Below are 22,173 nucleotides of genomic sequence, written 5' to 3'. Positions count from 1 at the left end.
TGACGGTGTTTTTTTGGATTTTTTGTCTAACACTTTCTGGTCTACGCACGCAAAAAAAGCCTCGTTCCCGCAAGTAAGGGAACAAGGCTTTTCGTTTTGGCGACACTATTTTTTGTTACGACGACGATTGCGCAAAAATGCCGGAATATCGAGGTTGTCGAGGTTGCTCATGGAGAAGAGGGACTTGTCATCCTCTTCTTCCTTCGCACGACCCGTATTCACGTTGGAAATCGGCGTCGGGCGGTTGCCGGCCGAGCTGATCGGCTGTTGCTGGCGACGAGGCGCTTCTGCCGCGCGCTGCGTTTGCTCGAAGCCGGTCGCAATCACCGTAACCACCAGTTCGTTTTTCAAGTCTTCGTTAATGACCGCACCGAAAATCATGTTGACATCCGGGTCTGCTGCGGAAGAAACGATGTCGGCTGCTTCATTTACTTCGTACAGGCTCAGATTCGTACCGCCTGTGATGTTCATCAGGACACCGCGTGCGCCGTCGATGGACGTCTCCAGAAGCGGGCTGGAAATAGCGCGGCGAGCCGCTTCTGCCGCACGGTTTTCCCCGCTGCCTACGCCGATCCCCATCAGGGCGGAGCCGCGCTCGGTCATGATCGTTTTCACGTCAGCGAAGTCGAGGTTGATAAGCCCCGGTACCGCGATCAGGTCGGAAATCCCTTGCACCCCTTGGCGCAGGATGTTGTCCGCTTCACGGAATGCTTCCAGCATCGGCGTATTTTTATCGACGATTTCCAGCAAACGGTCGTTTGGAATGACGATCAGCGTGTCTACTTTTTCCTTGAGCGCAGCAATTCCGGCTTCACCGTGCTGGGAACGCTTGCGGCCCTCGAAGGAAAACGGACGGGTTACAACGCCAACGGTGAGAGCGCCCAGTTCCTTGGCGATCTCTGCAACTACAGGAGCCGCCCCCGTACCCGTTCCTCCGCCCATTCCCGCTGTAACGAACACCATGTCCGCACCGCGCAGGGCATTTTCAATCATATCGCGGCTTTCTTCCGCTGCTTTTTTTCCGATTTCAGGATTCGCGCCTGCTCCGAGACCGCGCGTCAGTTTTTCGCCAATTTGCAGTTTGATGTCTGCACTGGACAATTGGAGCGCCTGGGCATCGGTGTTCAAGGTGATGAACTCTACCCCTTTCAAACCGCCTGCAATCATGCGGTTGACTGCGTTGCTTCCGCCGCCGCCGCATCCAATTACTTTAATTCGTGCAAAGGATTCCATGTCCATATCAAATTCCAGCATATTGCTAGTCCTCCCCAATTCAACATAAAAACTTCGTGGCCCAAGAAGCCGATTGACAAAACGAATGGGACATCCCGTTATTCTCTTCCATGTTTTTCGAAGAACGAAACGTTCCAATTTTCGCCATTGTGTTAACTACGGCAAGCGACTAAATAAACTCGCTAAACCAGTTTTTCACTTTTTCCATTAAACCGCCGCCTTCTTTCGGCTGCTTCACAACGGTTTGCTTCTGAGTGCCCTTGAATGAGGGGGTGACGCGTACGCTGCGGCGCTCCATCAACTGCAAGGCATATTGAATCAAACCTACCCCTGTGGTGTAGGCAGGATCCCGCACTCCGATGTAATCAGGAATTGCGATGCGAACAGGTGCGTCCAATTCTTCTTTTGCCAATTCCAGCATGCCAGGCATCGCTACGGTACCGCCTGTGAGAACGTAGCCACCTGCAATCTCGTCGCGGAAGCCCAGCTTGTAGACGGCCTCCTCGACCAGTTGGAATATTTCTGCAGCGCGCGGCTCAATGATATTGGCCAAATCCACTTGAGTAAACTGCTTTTCGACTTCACTGCCAATCCGGTTCACCTTGAACTTCACATCTTCAGAAGCTTCGTCGATCAATGCACACCCGTTTTTTATCTTCACGCGGTCTGCTACATCCGTATGTGTGCGCAATCCCAATGCAATGTCGCTCGTAATGTGGTCGCCACCGATGCCGATCACGGTGGTCGCTGCCAACTTCCCTTGCTCGAATACACCGATCGTGGTAGAACCCGCACCGATGTCGACAAGAACGACACCCATGTTTTTGTCATCTTTGGAAAGGGCGACAGTGCTAGCCGCAAGCGGTTGCAAGAAAATTCCAGCCACGCGCAAATTGGTCCGTTGAGCACAGCGAACAATGTTATGTACAACCGTTTTCAATCCGGTCACAATGGTACCTTCCATTTCCAGTCGGACGCCAATCATGCCCCGCGGGTCTTTTATACTACCTTGCCCGTCTACGATGTACTCCTTTGGAACTACCTCAATGATTTCACGGTCCGGTGGAATCGCTACGACCTTCGCTGCCTGAATGACGCGTTGGATATCTTCTTCTCGTATCTCACGGTCTTCGCTGGATACAGCGACAACCCCTTGGGTTTCATGCAACTCGATATGGTTTCCAGTGATCCCCACATACACTTCTTCGATTGAAACGCCAACCATGCGCTCGGCATGGTCAACCGCTTCCCGGATGGCATGCACGGTTTGGTCGATGTCAACAATCACACCTTTCTTGATGCCTTCAGAATGTGATTGTCCGACGCCGATGATGTTGATGGAACCGTTGTTGATTTCGCCGATCATGACGCGTACTTTGGATGTTCCAATGTCTAGGCTGACGATGAGTTCATTACTTACCAAACCTGTGACACCTCCCCTGCTACGTCTTTTGTCTTGCTAATAAAATGAGAACACCTGCATAAATTATTCCACACAGGACAACCATTCCCTTTTTTTCATATAGAATTTTTCACTAGCGTTGCATAAAAAATGCGTTCGTAATTTGTCAAAGTATTCTGAATGACATTTTCAGCTACACAACCAAAAACGGCAGCAACCAAGCAAAAGGTAGCCACTGTCCATTTGGTAGTTTTATACATTTATTACAATCGTGATAACAGCAACCAATACCTAATTCCTTTTCTGTCGCCCTCTGGATGTTCGTTTGGACTGGTAATTCATTCTACCTATCCATTGTTCGAACGTTTGCCAAAGAAACACTTTTAGCCATCTCCTGATCTGCAACAAGCTGTGCTGACTGTTTTGTTCCAGTTTGACAAGGAGCAACAGGCAGTAGGCAATGAGTGCGAGTAATACTTGGTTTCGTACCGCATTTTCACTCGTTCCATAGAAGTTCTTGATCTTTACATGCTGCTTTATCCACTTGAAAAACAGCTCAATTTGCCAACGCCAACGATAGATGTCGCTGAGTTCTTCTGCTTCCAGGTCGAACCGATTCGTAATGATTCGAATGAGATTTCCCTTCGAATCAAGCGTTTCAATGAGTCGCAGCACGTTATCTACCCGCTTTTGAGGCGTTCCAAGAAGGATCATGGAATCCGATAAAACGGAGCTTTCCAAGGGGATTTTGAATTCATAAAGATGACGGATTTCGGCGTTATCTTTTAGACGAGAAGCGAAAAAGATGCCTTTGTCCGTGTATTCATCAAATTTTTCATAATCCACATACCCTCGATCAAAGACGTACATCATACCGATCTCATCAATCAACGATTCCATTTGAGTGCGGTCATTGGACTTGGCACCCGTGATGGTTATTTTTTCAGGATACACATCCCCCTGGTCGGCAAAGACGAGACGAAGATGAAGTTTGATGCCAGCCTTGGTTTTACGGAAAGTTGCCCATTTGTACTTCTGCAAACACAGCCCAATCGTTGTAGAATCAATGATTTTCATGTCTTTTCGAAGGGAATACGTGTTGCCCGAGTGTCTCTGAATTTGCCCTACAAGGTCAACAAATATTTCTTCAAGCAAAGCTGGATCTACTCGATTGTTTTTGCGACTAAGCTGAGCGGGACTAATCGACGACAGTCCTAACTCTCGCTGGAATTTCTTTGATAAAACATCATCTGCAATGGCTCGGAGTCCTTCTCGTTGCTGAAGTTGAGCATGCAAAAACAGGAGTAGATATGCTTTGGTCGTTAACTTTTTCACGTACTTGTCCTGATCCGTTTCGTCTATCCGTTGTTGAAATTTCACAATATTAATGGGTGAAATGTATTTACCAAATGAAGAAAATAGGGTATTCTTGTCCATGGTCTATCCTTTGCGTTGGATTTGGACAGGAACTACCTGACCTTTCCAGTGTAAAGGATTTTTTTATGCCTGAGAACACTTGAACGCTGAAAGTTATGATGATTTTGAATGGTATGAAAAGATTAATGCAACGCTAGTGAGAATTTTTGTAAAAAAATGACCTTCTTCCCATTTGTTACGGCTATTCCTGCTGATTGATCCAACGGGATAGAACAATTCTCCTAATTACGGCCAGGTTATTGAAAAGACGCACCCCGAAAGCCACAATCGCCGCCAGGTAAAGATCAATCCCCAGGAAGCCGCCGATGAAGGCAAGGCCGGCTGCAAACAGCGTATTGAAAAAGAATCCGGACATGAAGATCCGAACGTTGAAGGTGCGCTCCAGAAACGAGCGGATTCCCCCAAAGATCGTGTCCAATCCAGCCAAGAGGGCGATGGAGAGATAGCTGCTATACTCCTGGGGCACGCGCCAATCCAGAAGGAAGCCGACAGCGAGACCGACAATCAGTCCGATAAGCGGGAGCCACATGGTTACGAATCTCCTTTTTCTTTTACAGGTTTCATAAATTGAATGACGCGTGTTTCTTTGTTTGCAGAAATCATCAGCTTGTCCCGTTTTTCGGCCAGCACCTTTTTATTCGCGAGCCGGAAGTTCTCTTCGACCCCTTCCAGCTTCAAGGCGGACAGCAGTACTTCGGGCTCCCCCAATGCTTTTATTTCATACGGAGGTTTAATCGTCCTCGTATCGATCTGAATGACATCCCCGACATTGCGAATCGCAGAGGTGGCAACCAACCTGTGCTCATTGATGGATACCGCCTGCGCTCCGTTCGCAAACAGGATATTGACCAGCCAACGCAAATCTTCATCGTCAATCGTGTATTCCCCTACAACAGGCACCTGCATGTGATCGTCCAGAATCGGCTCCTCGGGCATGGGGGCATCGACGACTTGCAGCACAATGCCTTCTCCTTCCACTTCCACCATTCCGGCCAACCGGCGGTTTCGTTCCAGCTCTTCTTTCATGACAGAAATGCTCTCGTCTTCACTTAGCGAGGTTTCGTATTGGTAGTACAACTGATTGTACTTGGAAATATCTGCAAGCAGGTTCTTGTGTTTCTCCAGTTCTTTTTGCAGCGTGGTCCGAAGTTCCGCGATGCTGCGCGACTCCTTATGTACGGGATGTAAGCTGCTGCGCAACTGTACAGCCAACATCACACCTATGATAGCACTAATAATGGCAAGAATAAACGTGATTTTACGGCTTTTTTGTAACATGGGGCAAACGCATCCTTTTCCCTTTTAGGAGTGTTTCGTTTTGGCGTCGCCGACGAAAGCCGGCAGTTGCAACTTGTCCTTTTTCGCCAGGTCGATTTGAACAAAATCTTGCAGGGAGTGCAGTACTCCCCCCGGCAAATTGAGAGCACTCTCCATCGTCTCCGGATTGCCGATTGCCGAAATCACAAAGGGAGCCGCTGACTTGATCCCGTTGACGATAATCGTCGGCCCGACACAGCGGATGGAAGAGTTGCTCACCAGCCGCTGGCCGTTGATGCTGATCGCCTCCGCTCCCGCTGCACGCAGCTCGTTGACGACCAGGCGGACGTCCTGCTCATGCACGATGAAGTTGGCGATGTCCGAGCTGCTGGCGGCCGTTTGGCTGTCTTGCATCGTGATGACGATTCCCGGCCCTTCTACGGCTACTACGCCAGAGAGCATCCGCGCGGCTTCCAGTTGGCTGAGCGTTTCGGCTGCTTCCGATTTTCGCTGCGCCATCGCTTCCTCGACTTTGCCCACCTGCCGCTGCAGATCGATCAGTTGTTTTTCCAGATGCCTGTTTTGTTCTTTTTCGGACAAAATCCGATCGTTCAATTGCGTTTCCTGCTGGAACAACTGATCGTTCAGCCGCTCTTTGCGCGTGAGCTTGGTAGTCTCAAACGAGGTCGCTACCAAAAAACCGGTACAGAAGGTCACAACAGTTAAATACAAATGAAACTTGCGGCGACGACTCATTGTCTGCTTCCCCTTTTTCCTTTACTGCGGCTTTTCTGTTTGCTGCTGGTTGTCCGTAAGCGGCACGCCATCGCTTCCCGCCGCGCCGTATGGAACAAACCACGGCTGCTCAAACATGGAGAGCACCCCTTTGGTACCTGCGGGCAGCTCAGCCACGATTGCCGGATACCAGTTCAACATTTTGTCGAGCTTGTAGACCACACTGCGCACTTCGTTTCCGTCGCGCATGTACAAGGTCACCCGCTGCTTATCGTACACCGTTGGCGTCAGAGTTATGTCCGAAATCTCTGCGAGCACGTTCGGCGTCAGTCTGGATAACGCTTTGGCGAGGTTCGGGAGGAGCTCAGGCGCTGTCCAGGAGCTGATTAACGGCCTGTCCACCACGCGATCGGCAAAATTCACCTGCTTCAATACTTTCCCGTTTTCGAGCAGCGGATAGCGGCTGCCGTCCTGGCCGTTCCAGAAAGCGACCCGCTTCAGCTCTGTCACGTGCAGGCGGATGACTCCCGGGAACGAGCGGCTGACCGTTACGCTTTTGATGCCTTCCAGCGGCTGCAGGTTGCTCTGCACGCTGCTCTCCCATACGTTGAGAAATTGCATGTCGCGCGCGAGGCCAGACTGCTGGACAATTTGCTCCGCTGGGTAAATGTCATTGCCGATCACTTGAATTTCCTGCACTTTGCTGTATGGTGATCGAATAAAAACGATGATAAGTACGGTAAGAAAAAACAGCACCAAGAGAAAAACTAGCTTGCGGTTTCCTTTTCTTCTGGGGCGTTGCTGCTTGACTTGCGGAATGCGTTCTTCAAATACCGCCATGGCCGAATCCTTCCTCATGCATTCTAGGCTCATCGCCCGCAAGATTACTCAAAACAAAAGAAAATAAAAGGTTTTTTTCCAAATAATTGCCACTTTACAAAACAGGGAAAGCGGCATAGCACTATGCCGCTTGTCTTCCCTCGATCATATCGACACCCTCGTAATATCGGCTCCCAGCCTGCGCAATTGCTCTTCCAGCCGATCGTACCCGCGATCGATATGATGGATCTGGTTCACCGTGGTAATGCCTTCTGCAGCAAGCCCTGCCAAGACCAAAGCAGCTCCTGCTCGCAGATCCGTCGCTTCCACACTCGTGGCGGTCAGCTTCCCTACGCCGCGAATGATGGCAGAGCCGAGATCTACGTATATAGAGGCGCCCATTCGCGCCAATTCATTCACATGTTTGAATCTTCCTTCGAAAATCGTTTCCTTGATGACGCTGGTTCCCCTCGCCTGTGACAGAAACACCATCAACTGCGCCTGCAGGTCTGTCGGAAACCCTGGGTACGGCGAGGTGATGATCCGGTCGTAGGCACGCGGACGGGAGTTGCTTTTGATTTCCATTATATCATGGCGGGTTTTGATTTCAACACCGCAGCTACGGGCAACCTCAATCAATGCTGTGAGCTGCTCAGGCAGCGTGTTCGTCAGTTCGACATGGCCCTGGGCAATTCCGACCGCCAGCACGTACGTACCCGTGACAATTCTGTCGGGAATGATCCGGTAGCTGACGGAACGAAGCCGCGGCACGCCGCTGATCTCGATCGTATCGGTGCCTGCGCCCCTGATCCGCGCGCCCATGGCGTTCAGAAAGTTTTGCAGGTCGATAATCTCCGGCTCTCGGGCCGCATTGCAGATGCGTGTCGTCCCTTTTGCCAAGACCGCCGCCATCATGATATTTTCCGTCGCACCCACGCTGGGGAAGGAAAGAAAGATATTGGTCCCGCGCAATTGCTTTGCCCGAAATGTAATGTAGCCTTCGGATTCTTCTATTTTAGCCCCGAGTGCCGTAAGACCGGACAAATGCAGGTCAATTCGGCGTTCACCAATGTCGCAGCCGCCGGGATGCGATATGGTGACTTCACCCAACCTGGCCAGAAGCGGCCCGGCGAGAAAAATAGAAGATCGCATCTGGCTCATTAAATCATCTGGTACATGCGGGACGGAGACAGACGTTGTATCCAGATCGACGCAACCGTCCACATGCTTCGTGTTGGCCCCCAGCGCCGTCAATATTTCCAACATGACCTTGATATCTTTCAAGTGGGGGACATCGTAGATATAGAATTGCCCTTCCGCAAGCACAGCAGCGGCAAGGATAGGAAGAGCAGCGTTCTTAGCTCCTTGGATCCGAAGCGAACCGGACAGAGGTCTTCCGCCTTCGATCGCAAAAGTCTCCAAACTTTCACCTCCGTGTTACCCCTCGCCCACCACCAGAACTTCCGGATGCAGATCAATTCCGTATGTCGCAAGAATTGTGCTCCGTACATGCTCGATTAAGGTGAGGACGTCGGTAGCCGTGGCTCCTCCGCAATTCACGATGAAATTGGAGTGTTTTTCCGAAACCTGAGCTCCGCCGATTCGATAGCCTTTCAGCCCTGCTGCCTCGATCAGACGTCCTGCGTGGTCGTTCGGCGGATTGCGGAACACACTGCCGGCGCACGGCATCTGCAACGGCTGTGTCTGGCGTCGCCGCTCCTTGTTGGCAGAAAGCGTAGCGGAAATTTGCTTGCGATCACCAGGGCGCAGCTTGAAACGGGCCTCCAGCACGATCCCTTTTTCTCTCTGCAAGAGTGAAGTCCGATAGCTAAAGCTCAGTTCCTCGTTACTCAACACCTTACATTCGCCGTTTGCAAAAAGGATTTCGGCTTCAATAAGAATACGTGAAAGATCAGATCCGTGTGCCCCTGCATTCATATAGACGGCTCCGCCTACCGTACCAGGAATCCCTCCTGCGAATTCCATCCCTGTCAATCCCATCTTGCCTGTCTCCACCGCCAGGCGGATCATGGAATATCCGGCACCCACACACACCTCTTCATCCCTGAACTCGCAGTGGCTCAAGCCCTCAGCCACTTTGAGCACGGCTCCGCGAATCCCTCCGTCCCTCACCAGAAGGTTGGAGCCGCGCCCGATAACACTCCAAGGAATTTCATGACGATGGATGATTTGCAAGGCTTTTAGCAAGGATTCTTTGTCCTTGGGCTGGATCAACAAATCAGCAGGACCCCCGATCCGCCAAGTCGTATGATTGGCGAGAGGTTCATTGGTCCACACTTTTTCGATTCCTGCTTGCTTCAGCTCATCTGCGATTTTTTTCATTTGTGAACCTCCTGATACGTTTGCTAGGTCGGACCTTTAAGTCTTCTCACGTGTTTGCTCCATACTATGCCATCGCCCAGAGCGGCGTGACAATCGCCCATCCGATCATTTTTTTCCGGAGACTTCCTGCAGCGTGCGAACGATCTCGGTCGCTGCCTGCGGCATTCCGAGCGACAGGGCGCTTTCCTTCATCTGCGCCCACCGCTCACGGCTTTGCAAAAGGCTCTCTACCTCGCCCAGCAGGCGCTCGCCGGTCAGTTCCTTTTCGACAATGACCCGCGCTGCCCCTGCCCGTTCCAGGCCGCGCGCATTTTTCTCCTGATGGTTGTTGGTCACGTACGGAGAAGGGATGAGGATCGACGGCACGCCGAGCGCCGTCACTTCGGCCAGCGTGGACGCGCCGGCACGTCCAACCAAAATATGCGTCGCCGCCAAAACGTCCGGCATGTTATGGACGAAAGGAAGCACGGAAAGGTTTTCGGGAAGCTTCCCTTTTGCGGCAAGTTGTTTGGAGATGTTCTCGAAATGAACGTCACCCGTTACATATACAAAATGAGTATCGGCATATTGGCCCAGTTGTGTGACGACAGCTAGCACCGCTTCATTGATCGCTCGTGCGCCGCGACTGCCGCCAAAGATCAGGACGATTCGCTTGCCAAAGTCTACCCCGAGAAAGCTTCTTCCCGCCTGCGCGTTGCCGTGCATCACTTCTGTCGCGCGCGGGTTGCCGGTAAAGACTGTTTTGCCCTTGGGAAAATAGGCGAGCGACTCCGCAAACGACACCGCCACCCGCGTAGCCGACTGCGACAAAAACTTGTTGGTCAAGCCCGGGACGACGTTTTGCTCGTGAATCAGCGTCGGAATGCCCAGACGGGACGCCGCGTACACGACCGGGCCGCACACGTATCCGCCAGTGCCGACGACGACATCCGGCCGGAAGTCGCGCAGCATTTTTTTCGCCTCGGACACCGCGCGAACGAATTTCCACAAAGTCTTGATGTTGTCCAGCGACAGCTTTCGCTTCAAGCCGCTGATCTCGACAGACTGGAACGGAATTTCCGTGCGCGGTACAAGCTGCGCCTCCAGCCCTTTTTTACTGCCGATATACAAAAAGGCAGCCTGCGGTGTTTGGCGAGAAACTTCTCTCGCCACCGCAAGCGCCGGATAAATATGTCCACCTGTGCCACCGCCTGTTAGGACGACGCGCATACAATCACACCCTTATTTTTATGCAGGGAAAAAAACTGGCTTCCTGCTGAAAATTCATGATCGGGAAAAGCGGGAAATGTTCAAGAGAACGCCGACCCCTGTAAGCATCAAGGTCAGGGATGATCCTCCGTAGCTTAGAAACGGCAGCGTAATCCCGGTAACCGGGAACATGCCCGTGACGACGCCGATGTTGATGACGACCTGAATAGCGATCATGCCGATGATCCCGAGCGCAAGGAGGCTTCCGAACAGGTCTGGCGCCGTAATCGCGGTGCGCATCCCTCTCCACAACAGCAGCAGGAACAAAAGCAGGATGAGCGTGCCGCCGATGAACCCCAACTCCTCCGCTACGATGGAAAAAATGAAGTCGTTGTACGGCTCCGGCAAGTACAGATGCTTCTGCCTGCTTTGTCCCAAACCGAGGCCGAGCAAGCCGCCTGGGCCAATCGCATACAGCGACTGGATGATTTGGTACCCGGTATTGAGCGGATCAGACCATGGATCGAGAAAAGACGTAATCCGCTTGATGCGGTAAGGGGCCGACAACACCAGCCCGATAAAGCCGACGACGCCAATCATCCCCAGACCGACGAAGTGGCTGATTCGCGCTCCCGAGGCAAAAATCATCACAACCGCCGTTCCCATCAGGACGGTGCCGGTTCCCAGGTCCGGCTGGAGCATGATGAGCCCGAAGCAGACCATCGGGATCGCCAGGGCAGGCATCAGCCCTTTTCGGAACAGGACGATCTGTTTTTGGTTGTCCGACAGCCAGCGCGCCAAAAACGCGACGACGCCGAGCTTGGCAAATTCGCCAGGCTGAATCCCGAAAGCCCCGAAGCCAAGCCAGCTTTTGGAGCCGTTCACTTCGATCCCGATCACGAGAACCAGTATCAACAAGCCGATACTCATGTAAAAGCCCGGCTTGGCCCATTGTTTCCACACCCAGTAGTCAATGTTCATCGTAATGTACATGGAGGTAATGCCGAGCAAAGCAAAAATGAGCTGCCGCTTGGCAAAGAAGTACGGGTCGGAAAAAGGCGGCTTCTGGGCGACGATCGCACTGGCGCTGTACACCATCACGATGCCAATTCCCAATAAAAAAAGTGTTGCAAAAATAATTACGAAGTCGGGGGCAGAGCGTACCTTGCTCATAGTGCCAGGTCATCCTTTCTCATGCCGTCCCGTATTGCGCTGTATTCATGAGGCTTTCGTGGGACGTTATGCTAGGCTTGTTTTAAGTCTATGCACGCCGTCCTTAAACATGCTCCCCCTGACCTCAAACGAAGGGAACATATCCCAGCTCGCACACGCCGGGCTGAGCAGTACTACGTCTCCTGATTGCGCCAACCGGGAAGCAGCAAGAACGGCTTTTTCCACAGTATCGACATGGATTCGCTCGTTAATCCCTGCTTCTTCCGCACGCGCAAGCAAAATCGGCGCTGTCTGCCCGAGCGCGACGACCGCTTTGACCCGTCCTTTCATGACAGGCAAAAGCTCCCGAAAATCGACGCCCCGGTCAAGGCCGCCGCAAATCCAGACAACAGGCTCCTGGCACGCCTGCAGCGCGCGGGAAGCCGCTTCCGGATTGGTCGCTTTGGAGTCGTTGTAATATTTGACCCCGGCAATGGAATCGACGTATTCCATGCGATGCTCCACGCCAGGAAAAGTAGACAGCACCTGCACGATGGCGCTTGTATTGGCACCAGCCAGCTTGGCGACGAGAATCGCAGCCAGGGCGTTGTCCAAATGCGGAACAGTCATATCCGCTACCGCGATGATGTCCTCCGACTGGCCCTGTCCATCTGTAAACCGGATCACGCCATCCTGGACAAAAGCGCCTCTCGGAACTTGCTGCGTCTTGCTGAAGTAGTAGACACGGGCAGGCAGCTCGCCGCATTTGGCGAGAATCTCCGGCTGGTCAAACGGCAGGATCGCGATATCATCTGCTGTTTGGTTGGCGAACATTTTCAGCTTCGCGTCCAGATACGCCTCCATCGTATGGTGGTAGTCGAGATGAGCAGGATACAGATTGAGCAAAACACCGATGTGCGGACGAAACTCCCTCGTCCCCATGAGCTGGAAGCTGCTCAGTTCGGCCACGAGCCACTGGTCCGGGCCCGCTTCTTCGGCGAGGCCGCACAAAACCGTGCCGATGTTGCCGCCAACGAGCACATCCAGGCCCGCTTCCTTGAGGATTTGTCCGACGAGCGTCGTCGTGGTTGTCTTTCCGTTGGAGCCTGTAATGCCGATGATCGGTGCCTTGGCAATCTGGGAGGCTAGCTCCACCTCCGTCACGACAGGAATTTCCAGTGCGAGCGCCTGCTGCACAGGCGGCGCTTCGTACGGAATCCCCGGATTTTTAACGACGAGCGCCACGCCCGGATGAATCAAATCATCCGGATGGTGGCCGCAAATGACGGTGATCCCGAGCGCCTCCAGTTCCTCGATGCCACCTGCTTCTTCGCGCAGCTTTTTATCGTTGACCACGACATGAGCGCCAAAGCGGTGCAGCAGTTTTGCCACTGCTACACCGCTTTTCGCCATTCCTAAAACGACTACGTGCTGGTTTTGATAACGAATCATCTGATTGTCACCACCTCAAGATATACGCCCAATCCGGCAAAAAACATCCCGACCAGCCAGAAGGTGACGACGACGCGCCACTCGGACCAGCCTGTCAATTCAAAATGATGATGGAGCGGACTCATGCGGAAAATCCGTTTGCCGCGCGTTTTGAAAGAAACGACCTGCAAAATGACGGACAGTGTCTCCACGACGAACACGCCGCCGATAATCGCCAAAAGCAACTCGGTTTTCGTCATGATCGCAATTCCCGCAAGCGCTCCCCCCAAACCGAGCGAGCCTGTGTCTCCCATGAACACGCGGGCCGGATGCGCGTTGAAGACGAGGAAGCCAAGAACGGCCCCGACGACGGCGGCGCTGAAAATCGCCGTGTCGTAGTCCTGCCCGAACCAGGCAATGATCGCGTACGCGCCAAAGGCGATGGCTCCTGTCCCTGCCAAAAGTCCGTCCAGGCCGTCTGTAATGTTCACGGCGTTGGTCGTGCCGACGAGCAAAAACAGCAGGAACGGGAAGTAGAAATAGCCGAGCTCCAGCTTCCACGGCGTTCCGGGCAGATGCAGCGACGTGTCGTGCCCCATCATGAGCAGCAAAACATACGCGCCGATTGCCAGCAAAATCTGACCGGCAAACTTCTCTTTGGCGGTCAAACCGAGGTTGCGTTTTTTTCTGATTTTGATAAAGTCGTCCAAAAACCCGATCAGACCGTAGCCGAGTGTCACCAGTAACAGGAAGTAAATTTCCATGTTGGCATTGGCAAACTTCAACACGGTAAAGATAAGTGCCAAAAGAATGATGGTACCCCCCATGGTAGGAGTCCCAGCCTTCTTGTAGTGCGATTGCGGTCCTTCCTCGCGAATGGCCTGCCCGAATTTCAGGCGGCGAAGGAAGGGAATAAACAGTGGGCCAATCAGTACGGCAATGAGAAACGCGGCGACGATCGTGACGATTAGGACGTTGTCAGCGAACATGCCCGAGCCTCCTTTCTTTCGATGCCAATGTGTCGCATCTGTCTCTATTCTTGGTTGTACCGGGCAATCGCTTCCCGTGCTACTTCACGGTCGTCGAAGGGCAGTACTTGATCTTTAATAATCTGGTACGTCTCATGACCTTTTCCGGCGATCAAAATGACGTCGTCAGCCTTTGCCAGCGAGATGGCATGATGAATCGCTTCGCGGCGGTCTGTCACCGCTGTGTAACGGGAAGCGTCCACGTCGCGCACGCCAGCCAGCATGTCGTCGATAATCGCTTGCGGCTCCTCGGAGCGAGGGTTATCTGATGTTAAGACGGTCATATCCGCATACTTCGTTGCGATCTTCGCCATAATCGGGCGCTTCGTGCGATCGCGATCTCCGCCGCAGCCGACGATGCAAAATACGTTGCCTTTGGCAAACTCTTTGACCGTCACCAAGGCGTTCTCCAGGCTGTCCGGCGTATGGGAGTAGTCGACCAGAACGGCGAACGGCTGTCCGGCATCGACCGACTCGAATCGCCCGTTCACACCGAGGACCGCCTCCAGGCTGGCCTTGATGTCTTCGAGGCTCACGCCTTCTGCCAGTGTAACCGCGATAGCGGCCAATGCGTTGTACACATTGAATTTGCCCATCAGCTTCAGGTTGAGGCGAATGGTGCCTGCAAAGGTTTCCGCTGTAAACGACGTTCCCTTGCTCGTGATTTCGATGTCCTTCGCGCGCACGTCCGCCGGCTGGTCGATCCCGTACGTAAGGACGCGCGCAGGGGTCACCGTCGCATACAGCTTCGACGCCTCGTCGTCTGCGTTCAGCACGGCTGTCTTCAGGCGGTTCGGGTCGTAGTGGTTCCCGAGCTGGGAAAACAGCAGCGACTTGGCATAGCGGTAGTTTTCCATCGTTTTATGGTAGTCGAGATGGTCCTGCGTCAAATTGGTGAAGACTGCGGTATGTATGTCGCAGCCGCGCACGCGTCCCTGCTCCAGCGCGTGGGAGGACACCTCGATAATCGCGTAGTCTGTATGGACATCGCACATGCGACGGAAGCTTCTTTGCAGGTCCACGGCATCGGGCGTCGTGTTTTTCACTTCTTCCGTGACATCCCCGATCCGCATGTGGATCGTGCCGATCAAGCCTGTTTGCTTGCGCTGGTCGCGCAGGATCTTGTCGATCAGATGAGTGGTGGTCGTCTTCCCGTTTGTTCCGGTAACCCCAATCACCTTTAACTCTCTTGTGGGAGATCCGAAAATGCGATCAGCCAGCATAGCCATTGCCCGCCGGGTGTCCGGCACCCTGACAATAGTCGCTGGCACGTCCAGATCTTGTTCGGATAGCACGGCGACGGCGCCATTTTTCACCGCCTGGGCCGCAAACGCATGACCGTCCACGGTGTACCCTGTCAGACACACAAACAAGTAGCCGGGCTTCACCTGGCGCGAGTCTGCTGTCAAACCCGTAATCTCCATACTGTCATCCCCCGAAACCTTCACTGGCAACAAAGGCATGAGCAGATCCCGTAGAAACATGAAACAGGCACCCCATTCTCCAACTAGTATAGACAGAAATTTGCCCTTTTTTACGAAAGGAAACCGATCCATTTCTGTGACGAACAAAGGCAGAGCGACTGTAGACAAGCCTACTTCCCTCCGCCTTCGAAATCTCATTTTATAGCTAATTGGTCAATTTGTCACCAAGATGTATGCGAATTTTTCCGCCCTGGTCAATTTTCACGCCAGGCGCAGGCGACTGCTGAATGACATAGGTCCCTTTTCCGGAAACGACCAGCGGAAGCGTCTCATACGTCTGCACGACGTCCTTCATCGTCTGCCCGACCATGTTCGGAACCTCGATCGGCTCGCGCTCGCCCAATGCCTTGTTGATCTCCTTGGCGATGCCGTCCTTGCGCTTGGGCACATTCATATACTGCAGGGAAGATTCGATAATGCTCTTGACGCTCGGCGCGGCAATCAGTCCGCCAAAAGCCAGCGCCTTCGGATTATCGACCGCGAAGTAGACGACGATTTGCGGATCGTCCGCAGGGGCGAAGCCGATAAACGACACGATGTACTCCCCGTCCACGTAGCGGCCGTTTCTGACCTTTTGCGCGGTTCCCGTTTTTCCGCCGACCCGGTAGCCTTCAATATAGGCCTTGTTTCCTGTTCCTTGGGCCACGACGCTCTCCAGCGCATACCGCACCTTGGCAGAGGTTTCCGCTGAAATCACCTGGCGCACCTCGGTCGGAAGCGTCCGCGCTACAATATCGTGTGTGACGCTATCCCGCCATTCCTTGGCGACAAACGGCTTCATCAGCTTCCCGCCGTTGATCGCAGCCGAGACTGCGGCCATTTGCTGGATCGGCGTGACCGATACCCCTTGGCCAAACGAAGTCGTGCCAAGCTCGACAGGTCCGACGCGACTGAGATTGAACAACAGCCCGTTCTCTTCCCCGATCAGGTCGATGCCTGTTTTTTGCCCGAAGCCAAATTTTTTGATGTATTCAAACAGCCGCTCTTTTTGCAGGCGCTGCCCCATCGTTACAAAGCCGGGGTTGCACGAGTTTTCCACGACTTCCAGCATCGTCTCCTGTCCGTGCCCTTGCCGCTTCCAGCAGCGCAGCCGCTTGCCTGCCACGGTAATGAAGCCGGGATCGTAGAAGCTTTCCTCCAAAGAGACGACGCCTTCGTTCAAAGCGGCAGCGAGCGTGACGATTTTGAAGGTCGAACCTGGCTCATACGTTTTCCAGATCGGCAAATTGCGGTTGTACACTTCTGTCGGATAGTTTTGATACTCGTCCGGCTGGAAGGTCGGACGACTGCCCATCCCCAAAATTTCTCCGGTCTTCGGGTTCATTGCGATGGCGAGAACATCGTCCGGCTGATAAGCGACGACGGCCTGGTCCAGCTCCCGCTCGATAAACGACTGGATGGCGCTGTCGATCGTCAAATACATGTCCATCCCGCTCACCGGAGGGACGTAATCTTCGGAGCCTCCAGGCATGACGCGCCCTTTGGCATCGGACGGAAAAGAAATGTGCCCCTCGGTTCCTTTCAGAAACGGGTCGTAAATTTTTTCCAGTCCGGTCAAGCCCTGATTGTCAATTCCGGTAAAGCCGAGAATGTGCGCGGCCATGCTCCCGTTCGGATAAAAGCGTTTGGAGTCTCCGGCCAAATAAATCCCCGGCAGGTTCAACTCCTGGATTTTCCGCGCTTTTTCGATCGGCAGCTTTTTTCCGCCTGGAATCTTGTCGTTGCTCATCTGTTTTTTGGTGATGGCCTGATAAACGTCTTCTTCTTTTTGCTCCAAAATGATCGCGAGCTGCCGGGCCGTCTCCTTCGGGTCCTTGATTTGCGCGGGGACGGCGACTACCGTTGGCACCGTCATGTTTGACACCAACTCGTTGCCGTTCCGATCCAAAATCCGGCCGCGATTCGGCTTGAAGTCGATTTCCCGGTTCAACAGTTGGTCAGCCATCTGGGCAAGCTTCGGTCCTTCGATCAATTGCACATACCCGAGCCGGGTGATGAGCGCCGTGTACAGGACAATGCCGATGACCAGCGATATGAAAATGCGACGGCGTACAGTAGCATTGGATACCCGCAAAGCGAGTCCCCCCTCGGAAATAGGTTGTCTCTTCCTTACCTTATTCCTTGGGGGGACGGGATAGAACTATGGGGTTGCGCTTGTTTGGCTGGCATCTGTGCCGGCAGGAGGGGCTCCCTGGTTCGACTCTGCCCCGCCCTGCTGGCCTGTCGATTGTCCAGCAGGCTGTTCCATTTGTTCAGCCGGATCGGTCGCTGCACCTGTTCCGGCCGGAGGCGCCGTTCCTGACGGCGGAGCGGTTCCGGATGTCGCCGCTCCGTCCTGAGCTGGAGACGGCGCTGGCGGCTGCGATTCGGACTGCAGCGTGATCTGCAGCTTTTCCTTGCCGTTTAACGCTGTGCCCGGCGCAATGCTCTGCTGTACGACAAAGCCCGTGCCCGTAGCGTGGACATCAATGTCGAGCAGCGAGGCAAATTCCATGACTTCCCTGAGCGACTTCCCTTTGAAGTCAGGCATTTTCGCGCCCGTCAAGCGGTCCGATACCAAAATGATTTGCTTCCCAGGCACTACCTGTTCGTAGGCGGCAGGGTACTGCTCCACGATCTTGGTCCCGGTTCCGAGTACTGTCACGGTCAAATTGTCCTGCTTGGCTCGCAGTTGCGCCGCTGTCGTGGACATGCCCACGAACTTCGGCAGCGTCTGGCTTGCAGCAGACTGAGCCGCCTGTACCTGCTCCTGTGCGGTCGTAGCGGTCGACTTGCCTTTCCCGCTGTCGGCTGCTGCGCGGGGCAGTTCTGGCTGCTGCTGCAAGTATTGCAGGCTGCGCTCCATGATCGACTTGAACGTCGGCGCGATCATCATTTTGCCCCAGTACGCGTACCATTCTTTCGTATCGGGATCGTCAATTACGACGTAGACGAGCAGGCGCGGATTGTCTTTCGGCGCAAAGCCGATAAACGAAGCGATATAGTGCCCGTCCATGATCTTGCCTGTGTTCGGGTCGTACTTTTGCGCGGTACCGGTTTTCCCGGCGACGTGGTAGCCGTCGATGGCGTACAGCTTCCCTGTTCCGTGCTCGCCGGTCACGACCGTTTCCAAAATGTCGCGGGTCTTCTTCGCCGTCGCCTCCGAGACGACCCTTCTCACGACTTCGCGCTCGCTGCGCTTCACGACCGCTCCTGTATGCGGATCGCGCATTTCCTTGACGATATGCGGCTTCAACAGCTCGCCGCCGTTGGCGATGGCCCCTACCGCCATCACTTGCTGGATCGCCGTAACCGTCACCCCTTGTCCGAAGGTCGTCGCTGCCCAGTCGCGAGGAGACTGCGGTTTTTCCAAGTTAATCAGGGTTCCTTCTTTTTCGTAGGGCAACTCGATTTCAGTCAGGGAGCCCATCCCGAACTTTTTGAAGTACGCCCTGAGCTTCTCCAGCTTCAGACGCTCGTAGCCGAGCTTCGCGAACATCACGTTACTGGAGCGTTGCACCCCTTCCAGAAACGAAATTCTGCCCCAGCCCACCCCGTTGTTATGGTCGCGAATCGGAACTTGTCCCTTGATCGTGTACTTCCCGGAGTCATACGTCTCATTCGGGTTGAACAAGCCTTCCTCAATCGCGGCGGCCAGCGTAATGATCTTGAACGTGGAGCCAGGCTCGAACATGGAGGTGATCGCGTGGTTCGTATAGTTCGAAATCCCGTTATAGTACGTATTGGGATTAAATTGCGAACGATTGCCCATCGCCAAAACTTCGCCCGTCTGCGGATCGGATACGATGACCGTCATCCCTTTTGGCTTGTACTGCCGATCCACCACATCCAGCGCTTGTTCGACGTAATCCTGAATTTGCCTGTCGATGGTCAGATAGACATCGTAGCCGTCTTTTGCCGGGATGTATTCGCCTTCTCCATCCGGTAGCTGGTAGCCAGCTCCGTCTCTTTTATACTGCATCTGCCCTTCTTCTCCGGCCAGCTCCTTGTTGAGCTGCAGTTCGATCCCCATCTTCGGCTCATCGTACAGATCGAGATACCCGATCACGTGCGAGGCAAAGCTGTTGTTCGGGTAGACGCGTCTTGTCGTCTCATTCAGAAAAATCCCCGGAAGCTGATTTTCTTCCACCTGCTTACCGCTTGGCAGCTTCGGATATTGCAACTCCAAAATCCGCTTTTTCTGCTCTTCGCTGATTTTCCTTCCGTAGCGGCCCAGCTCCACCACCTTGTTCGGCTTGGTCAGCATCTTCACCAATTCAGGCACCGGAGCGTTGAGAATGGGGGCCAGACTGTTTGCTGTGTAGTAAGGGTCCTTGACGACGTCCTGATCTTTTTCATCCCGCCCTTTCAGCCTGGCGTTCACGGTGTATGCCTTGCCTTGGAAGGCGAGAATTTCGCCGTTTCGGTCTTTGATGGCACCGCGCGTCGGCTGCAGGGTCCGATTCCGGTCCCATTGCTCCTGTGCCTGTCCCATGATTCGAGCTGCGTCTACCGTTTGAATCCAGTAGATCCGAATGCTCAAGCCTGAAAAGATCAAAATCAGGCATAACGCACAAATGAGGATGCGCCAATTCACGAGTCGTTTCGTTTCCATTTCCACTCACTCCATCACGTCAATGATCGCCTGCCTGAATCGGCACGGACAGTCAAGCGTAAGAAAAAAATGTTACCGCACAATTGACGCAGTAACATTGATTTTAAGGCTGGTTTGGCTGTTGTTGTTGAAGCGAACTCGCCTTTACTTTCCCCTGACCAATCGTATGTACGGCATTCGCGTTGTACACCATGCCTTGTCGCTCTGCTTCTCTCTGGATGCGATCGCGATTGCTGAGCTGCTCGATCTGAAGCTTCAGAGTGGCGTTTTTCTCGGCTACCAGACGGTTTTCTTTTTTCGTGCTCTGGATTTCGTAATTCATCTGGGAGATTTGCGAGTACCTGACTCCGACCATCCCCAGGCCGATCACTGTCAACGAGATAAACAAGAGATAGAGCAATTTTTCGCCTGTCGGAATGGTTGGTTTGATTCGGATCGTTCGTTTTGTTGTCTTGGTGACGGAGCGCGACTGCTTCTCCAGCTCCATTGCCAGATTCCCTTGGTAGTAGTAGCTCAACGCTTTCTCACCCCTTTTTCCTCGTTGCTGTCTCCCTCTACACCTTCTCGGCTACCCGCAGCTTCGCAGAACGCGCGCGTGGATTGGCCGCAAGCTCCTCTTCGGACGGCAAAATCGGCTTGCGCGTGATGACTTTGACAATCGCTTCGTTCCCGCACGTGCAGATCGGAAACGACGGCGGGCATGTGCAGCCCTTGGAATAATCTTGATACACCTGCTTGCAAATCCGGTCTTCCAGCGAATGGAACGTGATGACGCTCACGCGGCCACCCGGATTCAAAATATCAATGGCATCGGCGACAGCTTCTTTGAATGCATCCAGTTCATCGTTGACGGCAATGCGGATCGCCTGAAACGTCCGCTTCGCAGGATGTCCTCCTGTGCGCCGCGCTGCTGCCGGGATTCCTTCCTTAATCAGCTCGACCAGCTCGCCTGTTGTACGAATCGGCTGCTTTTTGCGCTGCTGTACAATTTGCCGGGCAATCCGCCGGGAAAATTTCTCTTCTCCGTACAGCCAGATGATCTTGGCAATCTCCTCTTCGTCCCACTCGTTGACGATGTCGTAGGCCGAAAGCGGCGCTTGCTGATCCATTCTCATGTCGAGCGGCGCGTCCGCATTGTAGCTGAAACCGCGTTCGCCTTCGTCGAGCTGCGGGGAAGACACCCCCAGATCAAACAAAACTCCATCTACACCTGTAAGCCCCAAATCTTTGACAATCTCTTTCAGATGGCGAAAATTGCTTTTGACCAGTGTTACCTTGTCCATATAGGGAGCCAGTCTTTCCCGGGCGTTGTCGTGCGCCCAGTCATCCTGATCGATCGCAATCAGGCGGCCGCCCTCGGTCAAACGGGACGCGATCAGGCTGCTATGTCCCGCTCCACCGAGCGTGCAGTCCACATAAATGCCCCCGGGCCGGATGTTCAGGCCGTCTACAGCTTCGTCCCTCAGTACGGTTACGTGATGAAACGACAATGTCGTCACTCCTGTTCTTCTCGCTGCTACAAATTAAAATCAACCAGTTTCTCAGCAATTTCTCCAAAAGAACCTTCCGACTGGGCGAAATAATCTTCCCAACGTTCTTTGCTCCACACCTCTACGCGGTTGGATACGCCAATGATGACACATTCCTTTTGCATACCGGCATGCTCGCGCAGATTGGGCGGTATGTTTACCCTTCCCTGCTTGTCCCACTCACATTCGGTTGCGCCGGAAAAGAAAAACCGTGTAAACGCGCGTGCATCCGCTTTTGTAAAGGGAAGAGTCTTCAGTTTTTCCTCAAGCTGCTTCCACTCTTCCATCGGATAGGCGAACAAGCATTGATCGAGTCCGCGGGTAATGACAAAGGAAGCTCCCAGTCCTTCACGGAATTTGGCAGGGATCGTCAGGCGGCCTTTTTCATCGATGCTGTGCTGGTATTCCCCCATGAACACGCCCTAGTCCCCCACTTTCCTGTCCTTTGGCTCCACTTTCCCCCACTTTTCCCCACTTTGTCGCCTACTTGCTATTATAAAAAAAAATCCTGCATTTGTAAGCAGGATTTTTTCGTTGAATT

At 53.5% G+C, this 22,173-nt stretch carries 19 protein-coding genes; all 19 read right to left on the bottom strand.

From position 1 onward, the window contains the following. Positions 1–105 precede the first annotated feature (105 nt). Positions 106–1,254 carry a cell division protein FtsZ gene (gene ftsZ / locus BA6348_RS12010; protein WP_007784216.1) on the bottom strand — a complete coding sequence of 383 codons (1,149 nt, stop codon included), beginning with the start codon at positions 1,252–1,254 and terminating at the stop codon, positions 106–108. Between the two features lie 148 nt (positions 1,255–1,402). Continuing rightward, entirely contained in the window at positions 1,403–2,656 is a 1,254-nt protein-coding gene (ftsA, locus tag BA6348_RS12005; RefSeq protein ID WP_005832964.1) for a cell division protein FtsA, read from the bottom strand. Between the two features lie 270 nt (positions 2,657–2,926). Then, the gene (locus BA6348_RS12000) at positions 2,927–4,072 is read right to left on the bottom strand and encodes an IS4 family transposase (RefSeq protein ID WP_005837477.1); all 1,146 of its coding nucleotides are present in this window, start codon (positions 4,070–4,072) and stop codon (positions 2,927–2,929) included. A gap of 181 nt (positions 4,073–4,253) precedes the next feature. Beyond that, a complete protein-coding gene (locus BA6348_RS11995; RefSeq protein WP_005832967.1) occupies positions 4,254–4,601 on the bottom strand; it encodes a small basic family protein in 348 nt (115 codons plus the stop codon). A gap of 2 nt (positions 4,602–4,603) precedes the next feature. Beyond that, positions 4,604–5,350: a DUF881 domain-containing protein gene (locus tag BA6348_RS11990; protein ID WP_005832969.1), complete on the bottom strand. Its 747-nt coding sequence runs from the start codon at positions 5,348–5,350 to the stop codon at positions 4,604–4,606. Between the two features lie 24 nt (positions 5,351–5,374). Continuing rightward, on the bottom strand, positions 5,375–6,085 hold the full coding sequence (locus BA6348_RS11985) for a DUF881 domain-containing protein (protein WP_005832971.1): 711 nt from the start codon (positions 6,083–6,085) through the stop codon (positions 5,375–5,377). 21 nt (positions 6,086–6,106) lie between these two features. Further along, positions 6,107–6,904 (bottom strand): cell division protein FtsQ/DivIB, encoded by a 798-nt coding sequence (locus BA6348_RS11980; protein WP_005832973.1) that lies wholly within the window; start codon positions 6,902–6,904, stop codon positions 6,107–6,109. Between the two features lie 144 nt (positions 6,905–7,048). Next, complete coding sequence (gene murA, locus BA6348_RS11975; protein ID WP_005832975.1) at positions 7,049–8,305, bottom strand: UDP-N-acetylglucosamine 1-carboxyvinyltransferase; 1,257 nt, start codon at positions 8,303–8,305, stop codon at positions 7,049–7,051. Between the two features lie 15 nt (positions 8,306–8,320). Beyond that, positions 8,321–9,226, bottom strand: coding sequence for a UDP-N-acetylmuramate dehydrogenase (gene murB, locus BA6348_RS11970; protein ID WP_005832977.1), 906 nt, complete (start codon positions 9,224–9,226; stop codon positions 8,321–8,323). A 105-nt stretch (positions 9,227–9,331) separates the two neighbouring features. Then, positions 9,332–10,435, bottom strand: a complete 1,104-nt coding sequence (murG, locus tag BA6348_RS11965) for an undecaprenyldiphospho-muramoylpentapeptide beta-N-acetylglucosaminyltransferase (protein ID WP_005832979.1) — start codon at positions 10,433–10,435, stop codon at positions 9,332–9,334. A 54-nt stretch (positions 10,436–10,489) separates the two neighbouring features. Further along, the gene (gene spoVE, locus BA6348_RS11960) at positions 10,490–11,587 is read right to left on the bottom strand and encodes a stage V sporulation protein E (RefSeq protein ID WP_025845057.1); all 1,098 of its coding nucleotides are present in this window, start codon (positions 11,585–11,587) and stop codon (positions 10,490–10,492) included. 66 nt (positions 11,588–11,653) lie between these two features. Further along, positions 11,654–13,018, bottom strand: a complete 1,365-nt coding sequence (gene murD, locus BA6348_RS11955) for a UDP-N-acetylmuramoyl-L-alanine--D-glutamate ligase (protein ID WP_007784206.1) — start codon at positions 13,016–13,018, stop codon at positions 11,654–11,656. Further along, positions 13,015–13,986, bottom strand: a complete 972-nt coding sequence (gene mraY / locus BA6348_RS11950) for a phospho-N-acetylmuramoyl-pentapeptide-transferase (RefSeq protein ID WP_005832983.1) — start codon at positions 13,984–13,986, stop codon at positions 13,015–13,017. The genes murD and mraY overlap by 4 nt, the downstream gene beginning before the upstream one ends. A 44-nt stretch (positions 13,987–14,030) precedes the next feature. Beyond that, on the bottom strand, positions 14,031–15,509 hold the full coding sequence (locus BA6348_RS11945) for a UDP-N-acetylmuramoyl-L-alanyl-D-glutamate--2,6-diaminopimelate ligase (protein ID WP_026557385.1): 1,479 nt from the start codon (positions 15,507–15,509) through the stop codon (positions 14,031–14,033). Positions 15,510–15,654: 145 nt separating this feature from the next. After that, positions 15,655–17,583 (bottom strand): stage V sporulation protein D, encoded by a 1,929-nt coding sequence (locus BA6348_RS11940; RefSeq protein ID WP_007784200.1) that lies wholly within the window; start codon positions 17,581–17,583, stop codon positions 15,655–15,657. A gap of 66 nt (positions 17,584–17,649) precedes the next feature. After that, a complete protein-coding gene (locus tag BA6348_RS11935; protein WP_026557386.1) occupies positions 17,650–20,103 on the bottom strand; it encodes a penicillin-binding protein in 2,454 nt (817 codons plus the stop codon). A 103-nt stretch (positions 20,104–20,206) separates the two neighbouring features. Continuing rightward, entirely contained in the window at positions 20,207–20,620 is a 414-nt protein-coding gene (gene ftsL / locus BA6348_RS11930) for a cell division protein FtsL (RefSeq protein WP_005832993.1), read from the bottom strand. A 37-nt stretch (positions 20,621–20,657) separates the two neighbouring features. Beyond that, positions 20,658–21,602, bottom strand: a complete 945-nt coding sequence (gene rsmH, locus BA6348_RS11925; RefSeq protein ID WP_026557387.1) for a 16S rRNA (cytosine(1402)-N(4))-methyltransferase RsmH — start codon at positions 21,600–21,602, stop codon at positions 20,658–20,660. A 17-nt stretch (positions 21,603–21,619) separates the two neighbouring features. After that, entirely contained in the window at positions 21,620–22,051 is a 432-nt protein-coding gene (gene mraZ / locus BA6348_RS11920) for a division/cell wall cluster transcriptional repressor MraZ (RefSeq protein ID WP_025845067.1), read from the bottom strand. Positions 22,052–22,173 lie beyond the last annotated feature (122 nt).

The sequence above is a fragment of the Brevibacillus agri genome, assembly GCF_004117055.1.
Classification (GTDB): domain Bacteria; phylum Bacillota; class Bacilli; order Brevibacillales; family Brevibacillaceae; genus Brevibacillus; species Brevibacillus agri.
Note: the sequence above shows the minus strand (reverse complement) of the source record. Positions and strands in the feature narration are given on the sequence as shown.